Genomic DNA, 13139 nt, shown 5'->3' with positions numbered 1-13139 from the left:
CGCCCCTGACGGGGCCGGGGCGGCCCCGCCCCGTCAGGACCACTGCATCTCCAGCAGCGACCTGATCTCCTCGGCCGCCGACCGCAGTTCCGCGAGGAAGATCCGCAGCAGCGGGTTGCGGTTGGTGGGCCGGGTGGCGACCCCGATCCGGCGGTGGAGCCGGGGGTGGTCCAGCCGGCAGACGTGGACGCCCGTGCTGTCCGCGAGGCCGAGGGCCGGGACGAGCGCGATGCCCATCCCGGCCCGGGTCAGGTTGACCGTGACCTGGTAGTGGTCGGTGCGGCAGCGGATCCGGGGGCGGAAGCCCTCGGTGGCGCACGCGCGTTCCAGCACCGGTTCGCCGGTACGGCCGCCGTGCGTCCCGATCCAGGTCTCCCCCTCCAGGGCGGCGAGCCGGACGGTGGTGCGGCGGCCGAAGCGGTGGCCCAGCGGGAGGACCACCAGCTGGGGTTCGTCGAAGAACATCTCGACGTCGACGCCCGCGTGGCGGCACCAGGGGTCCAGTGGGTGCTCGAAGACGACCGCCGCGTCGAGCCGGCCGGCCTCCAGATCGGGCACCGTCTCGTGCGGCTGTCCGAGGATCAGCTCCAGTTCCACCTGCGGGCGCTCGGCGGCGAAGGCGGACAGCGCCCTCGGCAGCAGCTCCAGGCCCGAGGAGGCGAAGAAGCCGACGCGCAGGACGCCGGCCTCGCCCTCGGAATGCGCGCGCAGATCGTCCTGCGCGACGGCCATCAGATCGGCCACGGCCTGGGCGTGCTCGGCCAGTCGCGCTCCGGCGGCCGTCAGCCGCAGGCTCTGCGGCTGACGTTCCACCAGGGCGGTCCCGACCTCCTGTTCCAGCCGGGCGAGCTGGTGCGAGACCGCGGACGGGCTCAGGTGCAGGGCCCGGCCCGCGGCCACGATGGTGCCCGTGCGGGCTATCTCCAGAAGGACGAGCAGTCGGGCACTGTTCAGCATCGGGTCAGACTAGGCGGTACCGGTGCGGAACGCTCCAGGGGACCCGCGGGTTCGTCGACGTCCAGACGCAGCAGGTCCTCCTCGGTCTCGCGGCGCACCACGGTGCGGACCGCGCCGTCGCGGACGAAGACGACCGCCGGGCGCGGCAGCTTGTTGTAGTTGGACGCCATCGCGTATCCGTAGGCGCCGGTGACCGGTGTGGCCAGGACGTCCCCGACGGCCGTCCCGGCGGGCAGGGCGGCGTCGTCGACGATCACGTCGCCGCTCTCGCAGTGCTTGCCGACCAGGCGCGCGCGCCACGGCCGCGGTGCGTGCGGACTGCGCGGCAGGAAGACCTCGTAACGGCTGCCGTACAGGGCGGGGCGCAGGTTGTCGCTCATCCCGCCGTCGACCCCGACGTAGGTCCGTACGCCCTCGATCCGTTTGATCGTCCCGACCCGGTACAGGGTCAGCCCGGCGCGGGCGGCTATGGACCTTCCGGGCTCCACCGTGACCTCGTCGTGCCAGCCCGCCTCCCGGACGGCGCTGCGCACCGCGGCGGCCCAGTCGGCGAACGAGGGCACGGTCTGCCCGGCCTCGTAGGCGACACCGAGGCCGCCGCCGACGGTCAGCCGGGGGGCGTGCGTCTCGACCGCGAACCGCGCCACGGCGGCGGCGCCGGCCCCGAGTTCGGCGGTGTCCAGCACCTGCGAGCCCACGTGCGCGTGGATGCCCTCCAGGATCATCGCCGGGGACCCGTCGGCACGCCGCACGGCGTGTGCGGCGGCCCCGTCCGCCAGACCGAAGCCGAACTTGGAGTCGTGGCCGCCGGTCCTGATCGCCTCGTGGGCACCGGCGGCGACGCCCGGGGCGACCCTCAGCTGGACGTGCGCGGGCGGCAGCCGCTCCTCGGCGTGCAGCCGCTCGATGCGGTCCATCTCGTCGAGGCTGTCGACCACGACGTGCCGCAGCCCGGCCGTCATCGCCGTGCGCAGTTCCGTCTCGCTCTTGTTGTTGCCGTGCAGCACGATCCGGTCGGCCGGTACGCCCGCGTGCAGGGCCACGCGCAGTTCGCCGCCGGAGGCGACGTCGAGCAGCATCCCCTCCTCGTGGGCGAGACGGGCCATGGCCGTGCACAGGAACGCCTTGGACGCGTAGGCGACGTTGTCCTGGCCGAAGGCGGCGACCGCCTCCCGGCAACGCAGGCGCAGGTGCTCCTCGTCGTAGACGAACAGCGGGGTTCCGAAGCGCTCCGCGAGGTCGACGAGCGGGACGCCTCCGACGGCGAGTCCGCCGGGGCGGGCCTCGGCCGTGCGGGGCAACAGCCCCGTTTCGATGGCTGACGTCATGATTCCTCCCCTGTGGGCCGGTTCCCGGCCATCCTCCGGCCTGCGGGAGGGGACACAAAAGCGCATTCTTCCGTGGCTGAGCCTCATGTTCTTCGATGCCTCGACGATCGGCGGACCCGCGCGGTGGCTGCCGGGGCGCGGGCGCGGCGCTCACCGGCGCGGTGCGCCGCCCGCCGGGGCCTGGTCGCGTGCGACGGTTCCGGTCCGCTTGAGGGTGCGGATGATCGGGGCGGTCTCGACCGTGTCGACGCCCGGGAGCGCCCCGATGCGCGCGGTGCCGGTCGCCGCCGCGGACATCGCGGAGCGCCGGCCGGGCCTGGCCACCACCCGTGTACGGGAGTCCCGGCGGCAGTGGCGCGACGCGACGGGGGCGGTCCGGGGCCGGTCGCGGTGACGGCGGCCCCGGCCGCCCCGCGGACCGGACGACCGGCACCGCGCGCGTCGGGGCGCCCGGCGGCCGGGTGCTCAGGCGACCAGGGGGCGGTCGTGCGGCGCCACGGGAGCCGGGAGCATCGTGGAGCCGTTCAGGTAGCGGTCCGTCGCCGCGGCGGCGGACCGTCCCTCCGCGATGGCCCAGACGACGAGGGACTGTCCGCGCCCCGCGTCACCCGCGATGAACACGCCTCCCGCCCGCGCGTCCGCCGCCGACGGGCCGGCCGGCGACGGTGCGGCCGTCACGGCCTCGAAGGCGTCGGTCCGGGCGTAGTTCCCCCGGTCGTCCAGTACGAGTCCGAGCTGACGCACCAGCCCGCCCTCCCGTTCCGGACCGTGGAAACCGAGGGCGAGCAGGACCAGGTCGGCGCGGATGACGTGTTCCGTGCCCGGCCTCGGCGTCCTGTCCGCGGGCCCCACCTCCGCCAGGCGCAGCGCGCACACACGGCCGGCCCCGTCGTCGTCGAAGCCGAGGGTGGCCGCGCAGAAGTGTCTCGGGTCCCCGCCGGCCCGGTCCCGGGCCTCCTCGTGGGCGTGGGACACCCGGTAGATCCGGGGGCGCACGGGCCAGGGTTCGGTGTCCGGGCGTACGGGTCCGGGTTCGGGGTTGATGTCGAGCTGGACGACGGACGCGGCGCCCTGGCGCAGCACCGTGCCGAGGCAGTCCGCCCCGGTGTCGCCGCCGCCGACGATCACGACGTGTCTGCCCTCGGCGGTGAGGACCGCGAGGTCCCGGTCCCCCTCGGCGACCCGGTTGGCCAGCGTCAGGTACTCCATGGCCTGGTGGATGCCGCACAGCTCACGGCCCGGGACGGGCAGTTCCCTGCGCTCCGTGGCCCCGACGGCGATGACGACCGCGTCGTTGCCGTCCATGAGGCCGCGTGCGTCGAGGTCGTCACCGACGCGCACGCCGGTGCGGAACTCCGTGCCCTCCGCCCGCATCTGCTCGATGCGGCGGTCCAGATGGCACTTCTCCAGCTTGAAGGCGGGGATGCCGTACCGCAGCAGTCCTCCGAGGCGGTCGGCGCGTTCGTAGACGGTGACGGAGTGGCCGGCGCGGGTGAGCTGCTGCGCCGCCGCGAGCCCCGCAGGTCCGGAACCGACGACGGCGACGGTCCTGCCGCTGAGGCGCCCCGGCGGGCGGGGCTCCGCGTATCCGCGTGCCCAGCTCTCGTCGGCGATGGTCTGCTCGACGTTCTTGATCGTCACGGGGTCGGCGTTGATGGACAGCACGCAGGAGTCCTCGCACGGCGCCGGGCAGAGCCGCCCGGTGAACTCCGGGAAGTTGTTCGTGGCGTGCAGCCGCTCGGCCGCCGCCCACCAGTCCCCCTTCCTCGCGTAGGCGTTCCACTCGGGGATGAGGTTTCCCAGGGGGCAGCCGCTGTGGCAGAAGGGGATGCCGCAGTCCATGCAGCGCCCCGCCTGTTCGGACACGAGCGGCAGCCTGGTCCGCCCCGCGTGGACCTCGTCCCAGTCGCCCAGCCGTTCCTGGACGGGGCGGGCGGGAACGGGCCGACGATCGGTCCTGAGAAAGCCGTGGGGGTCGGTCATGACTCCGCCTCCGTCGCCCACTCGCGGTGCACAGGCGTCAGAGCCAGCCTACGCTCGCACGCCCTCGCGGCCATCGGGGTGAAGAGCCGCGGACGGGTCCGCGCCGGGCGCCGACTCGCGGGGCCCGCCGCACGGGCCGCGTCAGGCCTCCCCGGCCCCTCGGGGTTCGGCGAGGCCCACCGCGCGGGCGGCCTCGCCGAACCGGTGCGGCTCGAAGGCGACGGGCTGGCGGTGGATCGCGATGACGGCCGCGTCGTCTCCCAGCCGTCCCCCGGCGTGGGCCAGGAGATCGCGTCGCAGATGGTGCAGGAGTGCCTCCGGGGAACTCTCCGTCCACCGGGCGGCCCGCTCCGTGAACGGGTAGAACCGTCCGCCCCCGTCGCGCGCCTCGATGACGCCGTCGGTGTAGAGGAGCAGCGTCTCGCCGTCCTCGAAGACGAACGAGTCCAGGGCGTAGGAGGACGGCCCCAGGCTGCCGACCCCGAGGGGCGGCGAAGGTCGCAGCCGGGGCACGGTGACGGAGTGCCCCGGGCCCAGCAGCAGGGGCGGGGGGTGCCCGCAGCTCGTCATCCGGCTGACGCCGCCCTCGTCGGGGATCTCCAGCAGCAGGGCGGTGACGAAGGGTTCACCGATCTCGCCCTCCCGCTCGAAGTCGGCCTCGTAGCGGCAGACGCTCTGTTCGAGGGCCGCGGCGAGCTCGGGCAGGCCGGTGTGCCGGTGGGCGGCCTCGCGGAACGCCCCGAGCAGTACGGCGGCCTCGCCGATCGCGGCCAGGCCCTTGCCCCGCACGTCGCCGATCAGCAACCGCGTTCCGCCCTCGACACGGGTGACCGCGTACAGGTCCCCGCCGATCAGGGCCTCGTCCTCCGCGGGCAGGTACAGGGAGGCGACCCGCAGCGGGCCGATGCGTTCCGGGAGCGGCCACAGCAGCACCTGCTGCGCGGCCTCCGCCACCGACCGCACCCGGGCGAGCTGTCTGCCCCGGCGTTCCCGCAGCAGGCAGTAGAACACGATCAGCCCGGAGAGCACCGCGAGGGCGATGATCTGCACCAACGCGTTCTCGGTGGTCAGCCTGCCGAGGTGGTGGACGATGAGCGTCTGGGCAGCCACGGCCAGCCCCCCGACCACTCCCGTGAGCACCGGGCCCGCGAAGGACGCGCAGAGCGCGGGTGCTATGACCAGCAGCGGTCCGAGCTGTATGTCCCGCCCCGTCAGGATGTCCGCGAGGGTGATCACGGCGATCAGGGCCAGGGGCACCATCACCAGCCCGTGGCCCGGCCGCCATGACGTGCGCAGAGCCCTGAAGCGTTCACCGATCCTCACGTCTTCCACAGTGCACCGCGTCCGGCCGCCTCACGACTCGGCGGGGTGCGCGTCGACCGGGCGCCACGGGCGGGCCGGCGCCCGGTCGGCGCGTTAGGCTCGTTCTGCGGGCAGTCCCCCGCACGCGTTCCGACCGTGGAGGCGGCCATGAGCGAGAACGAGGAATACCCGACCCCGTCGCAGGCCGAGGGCGAGCGGCTGGACGAGGATCTCAACCCGGCCGAGCAGCGGCATCCCGCCACGACACGCACCCAGCCGTCCCAGGCGGAGGGCGAGCGCCTGCCGGAGGACGCCGAGAGCTGACCCGGCGCGGCCCCACGACGGCCGCCGCCGCGGGCCCGCGGCCACCGCCCGTACGGGTGGCTCCGCCCGTACGGGACCCTCGTTCCCCGGCCGCGGGCCCGTGCCCGCCGGGACCGGGCCGTGGCCGGCGCCGATGCGCGCCGGTGGCGTCCGGCCCACCGTCGAGGACCGGGCGGGCGGGTGGAGGACCTGCTGGACGAGGTGCTCGACCGGTACGGCCGGGACGCGGAGGACGACATCGCGGTCCTGGCCTCCCGCATCCGCGCGGACGGGCCGATGCGGGAGCCGGCGTCCTGACCCGGTGGGCCGGCGTTCATTCCCGGGTGTGCTTGCGGCGCGCGGCGGCACGGCTGGTCACCAGGTGCTTCATGACGAGTTCCTCGACCCGCGGCACGTCCCGGTCCGCGATCGCCTCGTAGAGGTTCTCGTGCTCCTCGGCGACCTCCACGAGGTCGTCGTGCTGCCCCAGCAGCCAGCGCATCCTGCTGCGCAGGGTTCCTCCGAGCTCGTTCAGCAGCTCGTTGTCGGCGAGGGACGTCACCGTCTCGTGGAAGTCGGCCGCCGCCCGTCGCGCCCGTACGGCGTCGCCCTCGTGCGCCGCGCTCAGCTCGGCGTCGAGATCCGCGCGCAGCTTCGCCAGTCCCGCGCGGGTGCGCCGTTGGGCGGCGAGCCGGAACGTCAGCGTCTCCAGGGCCGTACGGACCTCGTCGAGGTCCGCGATGTCCGTCGGCGTGAACTCCCGCACCACGGCCCAGGTGCGCGGCCTCGGGGTGACCAGTCCCTCGGTGACCAGGTCCCGCAGGGCCTCCCGGATGGGCAGCCTGCTCACTCCGAGCTCCGCGGCGAGTTCGCGCTCGACGAGTCTGCTGCCGGGCGCGCGTGCGCCGTCGATGATCTGGTCACGCAACTGCCGGGTGACCCGCTCCGACTCGGGTTCGAAGCCGCCAGGCGGTGTCATGTCCTCATTCTCCCATTCAGTCGGGGGCGTCGTGGCACGGCCCGGCCGGTGCGTAACCGCGCTCCCGGACCAGGGCGTGCGTCAGCCGGGTGAAGGCGCGCGCGGCGGCGCTCTCGTAGGCACTCTCCCGGCGCAGCAGGGTGGCGACCCTGGTGGGCAGGGGCGGGTCGACCGGGACGGGGGTGAGATGGGGGTGGTCGTCCGTGACCGCTTCGGGCAGCACGGTGGCCAGCCGGTCGGTGCGCTGCACGATCTCGGTGAGCGCCTGGACGCTGTTGGCCTCCACGGCGATCGGCGGGCTGACCCGATGCCGGGCGAAGTACCGATCGATGTGATTGCGCGTGGCGAAGTCGCTGCTGAGCAGGGCGAGTTGCTGTCCGGCCAGCTCACGGACCGGGACGGGTTTCCCGGTCCGGGCGTCCGGGCGGCGGGTGGTGACGACGAGGCCGAGCGTCTCGGTGAAGAGCGGGACCGCCGCGATCCCGGAGAGGTGGTCTCCCCCGAACGCGATGCCGAGGTCCAGTTCGTCGGCCAGCAGGCTCGCCTCGATGCGGTCCTGCGTCATCTCCCGCACCTCCAGGCTGATGCCGGGGTGACGGGTGCGCAGTTCCCGGGCGAGCGGTCCGACCAGGTAGGCGGTGAATGTCGGCGTCATCGCCAGGCGCAGATGCCCCCGGGAGAGGTCGGCGACGTCGAGGACGGCACGGTCGGCCGCCGCCAGTTCGCCGAGAGCGCGCCGCGCATGGCGTACATAGACCTCGCCCGCGTCGGTCGGGCGGACACCTCGGCCGCTGCGGTCGAGGAGCTGGACGCCGACCGCTCTCTCCAACTGCTTGATCTGCTGCGACAGCGTCGGCTGGGAGATGCGCAGTTCGTCGGCCGCACGCGTGAAGCTGCCGTGTTCGACCACGGCGATCAGGTAACGGAGGTGACGCAGTTCCGGGCCCATGCCCGGAGTATAGGGCCGATCGATCGATGTCCCCACGAATATTCGACGTCGCCTATGCCCCCTGGTCATCGGGGCGCCACGGCCTCGGACCCCGGCGGGACGACGCCCGGCGGAGCGGCCCGGGGCGCGTCAGGCGACCGGGAGGACCGCGCTCGCCGTCACGACCCGGACCGTCCGCACCCGATTCATAGATGAGATCAATGGGATCTATGGGCAACATGACTTGGACTCTATAGCGGCAGGTCATGCATGGTGGATGACGTCAGCCCATCGGGCCGGCGACCACCGAAGGGAGTGACCGTGCACGACATCACCGACGGCTCCGAGCGTTTCCGCCGCGAGGTGTTCCCCGCGAAGGCCGGACTGTTCGCCCGCCTGGCCACGACGCACCGGCCCAGGACGCTGTTCATCGGCTGCTCCGATGCCCGCGTGGTACCCGAACTGATCACCCAGAGCGAACCCGGTGAGCTGTTCGTCGTCCGCACCGCGGGCAATCTGGTCCCCGCCCATTCCTCGGGCACGGACGGCGTCGCGGCGAGCATCGAGTACGCCGTCTCCGTGCTGGGCGTCCGCGACGCGGTCGTCTGCGGGCACTCGGCCTGCGGTGCCATGACCGCCCTGGCCGAGGAGCACGACCTGAGCGGCGCCCCGGTGATCGCCGACTGGCTGCGGCACGCGGACGCCGCACGCGCCCGCGCCGCCGCCGCACCGGTCGCACCCGGCACGTCCGGACCGGCCGCCCTGGTGCGCGTCAATGTCGCGGCACAGCTGGAGAACCTGGTCACCCATCCCTCGGTGGCCCGCGCCCTGGCCGCCCGGACGCTCACCCTGCACGGCTGGGTCTTCGACATCGCGACCGGATCCGTCGAGACGGTCGACCCCGTCGTCACCGCGGCCTGACACACCCCTCGAGAACGCACCGGCCGCCTCGGTGCCGGTGCCACGGAAAGGAAACCCCATGCCCCACGCCCAGTTCGACCCCACCGCCCGCGCGGCCCTGGCCGTGGCCGCCGTCGAGGCCAAGACCCGCAAGGACGTGACCTGGCAGCGGATCGCCGACGCCGCCGAGCTGTCGGTCGCCTTCGTCACCGCCGCCGTCCTCGGCCAGCAGGCCCTCCCGAAGAAGTCCGCCGAGGCCGTGGCGGAGCTGCTGGGCCTGGACGCCGACGCCGCCCTGCTGCTGCAGACCATCCCGACGCGGGGATCGATCCCCGACCGGATTCCCACCGACCCGACGATCTACCGCTTCTACGAGATGCTCCAGGTATACGGCACCACCCTCAAGGCGCTCGTCCACGAACAGTTCGGCGACGGCATCATCAGCGCGATCAACTTCAAGCTGGAGGTGAAGAAGGTCGCCGACCCCGAGGGCGGGGAGCGCGCCGTCATCACCCTGGACGGCAAGTACTTGCCCACCAAGCCCTTCTGACCGGTCGACTTCCGACGGCGCGTCCGCACAGGACGCGGGACACCGGTCGTCGGGCCGGGACGGCATCCGCCGGTGCCGTCCCGGTCCGCCCGCCGGATCCGCCCGCCCGCCGGCTGCCGATGCGGCACGAGCCGCACGAGGCCGCCGTCGACGTGTACCGGTTCTGGCAGGAGCACAACGGCGGGGACCGCAGGGTGGCGGGAGCGCCGACGGCCCGATAGCCGCCTGCGCGCCGCGCCGCCCACCCGCACGACGGACGGCGCGGCGCGCAGGCCTGCCTCCCGCCCCGGGTGGTACCACGGACCCGCGGGCCGCCCCGCACCCCGAGCCCCGTACACCCGGCCCGTCCGCACACACGAGGAGAGACCCTTGCCATCAGTCGAGCTGTCCGATGCCGAACTCCGCCACCTGGAGCGGGCCGTGCACCTGGCCGAGGAGGCGCTGCGGGCCGGGGACGAGCCCTTCGGTTCCGTCCTGGTGAGCGGCGACGGCCGGGTCCTCGCCGAGGACCGCAACCGCGTGCACGGCCTCGGCGACAGCACCCACCACCCCGAGTTCGAACTGGCCCGCTGGGCGGCCGTACACCTCACGGCGCCCCAGCGGGCCGCGGCGACCGTCTTCACCTCGGGCGAGCACTGCCCCATGTGCGCCGCCGCCCACGGCTGGGTGGGCCTCGACCGCATCGTCTACGCCCACTCCGCGGCCCAGCTGACGCAGTGGCTGGACGAGCTGGGCGCGCCGCCGTCCCCGGTGCGCGCCCTGCCGGTCCAGGAGGTGGTAGCGGGCATCGAGGTCCAGGGACCGGTGCCGGCCCTGGCCGATCGCCTGCGGGAGATGCACCGCGCCTCCTACCTGTCGAGGCACCGGGCGATGTGATCCCGGTCTCCTTCGGTACGGACGCGGCCGGTTCGGGTCCCGCCGCACCGATGGCGGATCACGCCCCGGGACCCGGTCGGCGCTCCCGCCGGGCGTCCGGCCCGCCGACGGGAAGCCGGGCGCGGGCACTCGCGATCAGCGCGCCGGGGTCCGGGCGCGCCTGCAGGGCGTTCAGGACGAGCCGCCACCACTGGTCGAGCCGGGAGACGAACTCGTCCTCCCGCGGTGTCCCGTCGCCGCTGAGGCTGTACAGGCCGAAGAAGGCGCACACCAGGGCCGGGGCGGCACCCGCCGGTTCGACACCCGCGGCGAGTTCGCCCCGTGACCGGGCGTCGGCGAGCAGCCGGGTGGCGGCCGCGGTCCAGGCGGCGAACGGGGTGGGAACGACGGCGTCGATGCTCCGCCGCTCCGCCCACAGCCGGGCACCCGCCCGCGCCACGACGTCCTGGCACAGGACCCTGGCGATCTCGAAGCTCAGGGCGACGAGCCGTTCGAGCGGCGGGACGTCCGGGGCCGTGTAGTACGCGGACAGCTGGGGCCACGCGGCGAACCGGTCGCGCACCACGGCGAGGGCGAGTTTCTCCTTGCTGGAGTAGTGGAAGTAGACGGCCCCGCTGGTCCTTCCCGAACGGGCGCATATGTCGTTGACGCTCGTTCCCGCATACCCCCGTTCGACGAAGAGCTGCGCCGCGGATTCCAGCAGAGATCTCCGGGTCGTTCGCGCTCTGTCCTGCATGCGTGTTCCACCTTCGATATTCCATGCGATACATAAGGCGCGAGGAGGTAGTGCGCCCGCGCATCGACGGCCTCGCCCAACCGTACCGAGCGGAGATTTTATTATTCTTCGACTGCGCACACAGGGGGATGCCAAGGAAACCCGGGGGCTTGCCCACTCATTCGCACACGGCTCCGCCACGACTGTTCCCGGAAACGACCAGGTTTTTTCCACATCACCGGGCTTTCGGGCCGATTGGGCGGCCGATCGGCTCCGCACGGTCACCCTCGGGCCACTCCTCCGCGCACGCCCGGCGCGCGATCGCCCCGCGCCAAAACACTCGAAGTAGTGATTGCGCGCCGCTCGGACGCGAAATTAACGTAGTCGGCACGATGTTTTCGGGCCCGCCCCGAATCGACGGATGAAATCCGTCGCGGCGAGCTCCGCAGAGGCGATCGACCGCCTTCTCAAACGGTCACCGAAGATCGTCCGAAATCCAGTTCACCCTCAGCCCAGCGCGCCTTCCCCCGGTCCGGGAGAACAGCGAACCGGAATCGGACCGCGGCCGGCGCACGCTCCGAGAACGGCAGAGAAATGGCAGCTCACCCCATTCCCAACTGGTCCCCCGCCGCCATCGTCTTCGATTGCGACGGCACACTCATGGACACCGAACGCCACTGGCAGGACGCCCGCAACAGAGTGTTCGCGGAGTTCGGCCTCAAGCCCCCGCCCGGCTTCGCCGAACGCGCCCAGGGCGTCCACTACACCGAGTGCGGAAGCCTCATGGCCCGGGAGACCGGGAAACCCGAACTCACCTACGAGATGACGCAATCGCTCCTGATGCACTTCATGACGCTGGTCGACGAGGACCCCGTCACCATGCCGGGCGCTGCCGCCCTGGTGGGGCTCACCGCTCGCCACATGCCGCTCGCGGTCGCCAGCAACTGCCCGCGGGAGATGGTGGAGTCGTGCCTGCGGCGGGCCGGACTGCTCGGCCACTTCGACCACGTCGTCGTGGCGGGCGGCTCCCTGCGCCCCAAGCCCCGCCCCGATGTGTACGCCGAGGCGGCGGAACGGTGCGGTGTCCGACCGCACGAAGCGCTGGCGGTCGAGGACTCCCTCACCGGCATCGAGTCCGCCCGGAGGGCCGGACTGCGGGTGGTCGGCGTCGGGCCACGGCCCTCCGGCCGGGGGGCGGAACGGGCCGACCTGTGGGTCGACGCCCTGAACGATCCGGCACTGGTGGCCTGGGCCCACACCTGGATCGCCGACGCCGGGCCGCCCGTCGCATGAGGCACCGGGCCGCCGACGCGGCCCCGGGCCCGGCTCGCACCGGCACACGACGGCGGCACGGCCGCGGTGTGCCGGTGCGTGTTCCGGTCCCGTACCACTCGGCCCGGAGCCCGGGGCGCGCGACGTCCGGGTCTCACCATGCAGTCATATTTGACATTAGCGTGCCTTATGGAAGATAAAGAAGGTCCTTTGGGTTGAAACTCACGCACCGTGATATTCGAGGCGTGACAGCCATGAACGCCTACGCGAATGAGTACCACCGTGCCGCACGCCGCCCCGTCCCCCGAACCGCCCGCCGACGCCGCCGCGGACTGGGAGGCATGGCGCGCCGAACGGCGCCGCTCCGTCACCTCGGCCACCGGGAACCTCGCCCTCGTCGAGACCCGCTGGGCCCCGGACGGCGAGCGGCCCGACCCGGACGCGGCCCGCACCGGGCAGCCGGACACCGTGACCGTCACCACGCTCGAACGCACCGACGCCGTCACCGGCGCGCCCGAGTACGGACTGCGTTTCTGGGACGCGCACTCCCCCGCGATCCGGCACTTCGACCGCACCGATGTCTTCCCGTACGACCCGTCCTGGGTGCTGGAGGCGTCGTACACGCCGGTGACGGGCGCCAGGAGGGTCCCGTTCGAGCACATCCGGGACAACGGCGGCACCCGCGACCTCGTCGTACCGGGAGACATCGAACTCACCCTGGACGGCCGGGACTACACCCTGAGCGCCTTCGACGACGACGGCACCCTGCTGCTCGTCTTCGGTGACCCGACCAACGGCGACACCACCTACGGCGCCGGACGCTTCCTCTTCGTCACCCGCACCGGCGAGGGCCGCGTGCTCCTCGACTTCAACCGTGCCTTCGTGCCGCCCTGCGGCTTCTCCGATCAGTACAACTGTCCGATGCCGCCGCGGCAGAACCGTTTCCACCTGCCCGTGACGGCAGGAGAGAAGCGCCCCGTCTTCCGCGACGGCTTCCCCGCACAGCACTGATCGCCCCGGCAACTCCGCCCCGCAGCACGAAAGCG

At 73.0% G+C, this 13139-nt stretch carries 14 protein-coding genes; 6 read left to right on the top strand and 8 right to left on the bottom strand.

All coding sequences use genetic code 11. The features are described from left to right. Nucleotides 1–33 precede the first annotated feature (33 nt). The 5 genes from AMK22_RS16855 to AMK22_RS16840 all read right to left on the bottom strand — a co-directional run bounded on the left by AMK22_RS16855 (nt 34) and on the right by AMK22_RS16840 (nt 5528). The gene (locus AMK22_RS16855) at nt 34–957 is read right to left on the bottom strand and encodes a LysR family transcriptional regulator (protein WP_073785819.1); all 924 of its coding nucleotides are present in this window, start codon (nt 955–957) and stop codon (nt 34–36) included. Continuing rightward, complete coding sequence (lysA, locus tag AMK22_RS16850; RefSeq protein WP_073785817.1) at nt 951–2285, bottom strand: diaminopimelate decarboxylase; 1335 nt, start codon at nt 2283–2285, stop codon at nt 951–953. Before lysA ends, AMK22_RS16855 begins: the two co-directional genes overlap by 7 nt. Nucleotides 2286–2435: 150 nt before the next feature. Then, nucleotides 2436–2612: a hypothetical protein gene (locus tag AMK22_RS39520; protein WP_158072054.1), complete on the bottom strand. Its 177-nt coding sequence runs from the start codon at nt 2610–2612 to the stop codon at nt 2436–2438. A 138-nt stretch (nt 2613–2750) separates the two neighbouring features. Further along, a complete protein-coding gene (locus tag AMK22_RS16845) occupies nt 2751–4268 on the bottom strand; it encodes a glutamate synthase subunit beta (RefSeq protein ID WP_073785815.1) in 1518 nt (505 codons plus the stop codon). A 141-nt stretch (nt 4269–4409) separates the two neighbouring features. Then, the gene (locus AMK22_RS16840) at nt 4410–5528 is read right to left on the bottom strand and encodes a PP2C family protein-serine/threonine phosphatase (RefSeq protein WP_079186216.1); all 1119 of its coding nucleotides are present in this window, start codon (nt 5526–5528) and stop codon (nt 4410–4412) included. Nucleotides 5529–5738: 210 nt separating this feature from the next. On the opposite strand from AMK22_RS16840, the gene AMK22_RS40075 reads away from it, so the two are divergent. Then, complete coding sequence (locus AMK22_RS40075; protein WP_199883242.1) at nt 5739–5894, top strand: hypothetical protein; 156 nt, start codon at nt 5739–5741, stop codon at nt 5892–5894. A gap of 313 nt (nt 5895–6207) precedes the next feature. Here AMK22_RS40075 and AMK22_RS16835 read toward each other — a convergent pair whose 3' ends face one another. Both AMK22_RS16835 and cynR read right to left on the bottom strand, forming a co-directional pair. Then, a complete protein-coding gene (locus AMK22_RS16835) occupies nt 6208–6852 on the bottom strand; it encodes a GntR family transcriptional regulator (RefSeq protein WP_073785811.1) in 645 nt (214 codons plus the stop codon). A gap of 16 nt (nt 6853–6868) precedes the next feature. After that, nucleotides 6869–7801 carry a transcriptional regulator CynR gene (gene cynR, locus AMK22_RS16830; protein WP_199883241.1) on the bottom strand — a complete coding sequence of 311 codons (933 nt, stop codon included), beginning with the start codon at nt 7799–7801 and terminating at the stop codon, nt 6869–6871. Between the two features lie 300 nt (nt 7802–8101). Here cynR and AMK22_RS16825 point away from each other — a divergent pair, with 300 nt between their 5' ends. The 3 genes from AMK22_RS16825 to AMK22_RS16810 all read left to right on the top strand — a co-directional run bounded on the left by AMK22_RS16825 (nt 8102) and on the right by AMK22_RS16810 (nt 10106). Beyond that, nucleotides 8102–8701: a carbonic anhydrase gene (locus tag AMK22_RS16825; RefSeq protein ID WP_073786016.1), complete on the top strand. Its 600-nt coding sequence runs from the start codon at nt 8102–8104 to the stop codon at nt 8699–8701. Between the two features lie 58 nt (nt 8702–8759). Further along, nucleotides 8760–9230, top strand: coding sequence for a cyanase (gene cynS / locus AMK22_RS16820; protein WP_073785809.1), 471 nt, complete (start codon nt 8760–8762; stop codon nt 9228–9230). 369 nt (nt 9231–9599) lie between these two features. After that, a complete protein-coding gene (locus AMK22_RS16810) occupies nt 9600–10106 on the top strand; it encodes a nucleoside deaminase (protein WP_079186194.1) in 507 nt (168 codons plus the stop codon). Between the two features lie 58 nt (nt 10107–10164). Here the strand turns inward: AMK22_RS16810 and AMK22_RS16805 are convergent, their stop codons facing one another. Continuing rightward, a complete protein-coding gene (locus AMK22_RS16805; protein ID WP_073785807.1) occupies nt 10165–10842 on the bottom strand; it encodes a ScbR family autoregulator-binding transcription factor in 678 nt (225 codons plus the stop codon). Between the two features lie 573 nt (nt 10843–11415). On the opposite strand from AMK22_RS16805, the gene AMK22_RS16800 reads away from it, so the two are divergent. Beyond that, nucleotides 11416–12114 (top strand): HAD family hydrolase, encoded by a 699-nt coding sequence (locus AMK22_RS16800; protein WP_073785806.1) that lies wholly within the window; start codon nt 11416–11418, stop codon nt 12112–12114. Between the two features lie 249 nt (nt 12115–12363). Further along, complete coding sequence (locus tag AMK22_RS16795; protein WP_073785805.1) at nt 12364–13104, top strand: DUF1684 domain-containing protein; 741 nt, start codon at nt 12364–12366, stop codon at nt 13102–13104. Nucleotides 13105–13139 lie beyond the last annotated feature (35 nt).

The organism is Streptomyces sp. CB01580 (genome assembly GCF_001905795.1).
Classification (GTDB): domain Bacteria; phylum Actinomycetota; class Actinomycetes; order Streptomycetales; family Streptomycetaceae; genus Streptomyces.
This window is presented reverse-complemented; position numbering and strand designations above follow the sequence as displayed.

Coding starts and splice junctions, on each gene's coding strand:
- AMK22_RS16855 (WP_073785819.1), bottom strand. CDS start 957: ATGCTGAACAGTGCCCGACTGCTCGTCCTTCTGGAGATAGCCCGCACG.
- lysA (WP_073785817.1), bottom strand. CDS start 2,285: ATGACGTCAGCCATCGAAACGGGGCTGTTGCCCCGCACGGCCGAGGCC.
- AMK22_RS16845 (WP_073785815.1), bottom strand. CDS start 4,268: ATGACCGACCCCCACGGCTTTCTCAGGACCGATCGTCGGCCCGTTCCC.
- AMK22_RS16840 (WP_079186216.1), bottom strand. CDS start 5,528: ATGGTGCCCCTGGCCCTGATCGCCGTGATCACCCTCGCGGACATCCTG.
- AMK22_RS40075 (WP_199883242.1), top strand. CDS start 5,739: ATGAGCGAGAACGAGGAATACCCGACCCCGTCGCAGGCCGAGGGCGAG.
- AMK22_RS16835 (WP_073785811.1), bottom strand. CDS start 6,852: ATGACACCGCCTGGCGGCTTCGAACCCGAGTCGGAGCGGGTCACCCGG.
- cynR (WP_199883241.1), bottom strand. CDS start 7,801: ATGGGCCCGGAACTGCGTCACCTCCGTTACCTGATCGCCGTGGTCGAA.
- cynS (WP_073785809.1), top strand. CDS start 8,760: ATGCCCCACGCCCAGTTCGACCCCACCGCCCGCGCGGCCCTGGCCGTG.
- AMK22_RS16805 (WP_073785807.1), bottom strand. CDS start 10,842: ATGCAGGACAGAGCGCGAACGACCCGGAGATCTCTGCTGGAATCCGCG.
- AMK22_RS16800 (WP_073785806.1), top strand. CDS start 11,416: ATGGCAGCTCACCCCATTCCCAACTGGTCCCCCGCCGCCATCGTCTTC.
- AMK22_RS16795 (WP_073785805.1), top strand. CDS start 12,364: ATGAGTACCACCGTGCCGCACGCCGCCCCGTCCCCCGAACCGCCCGCC.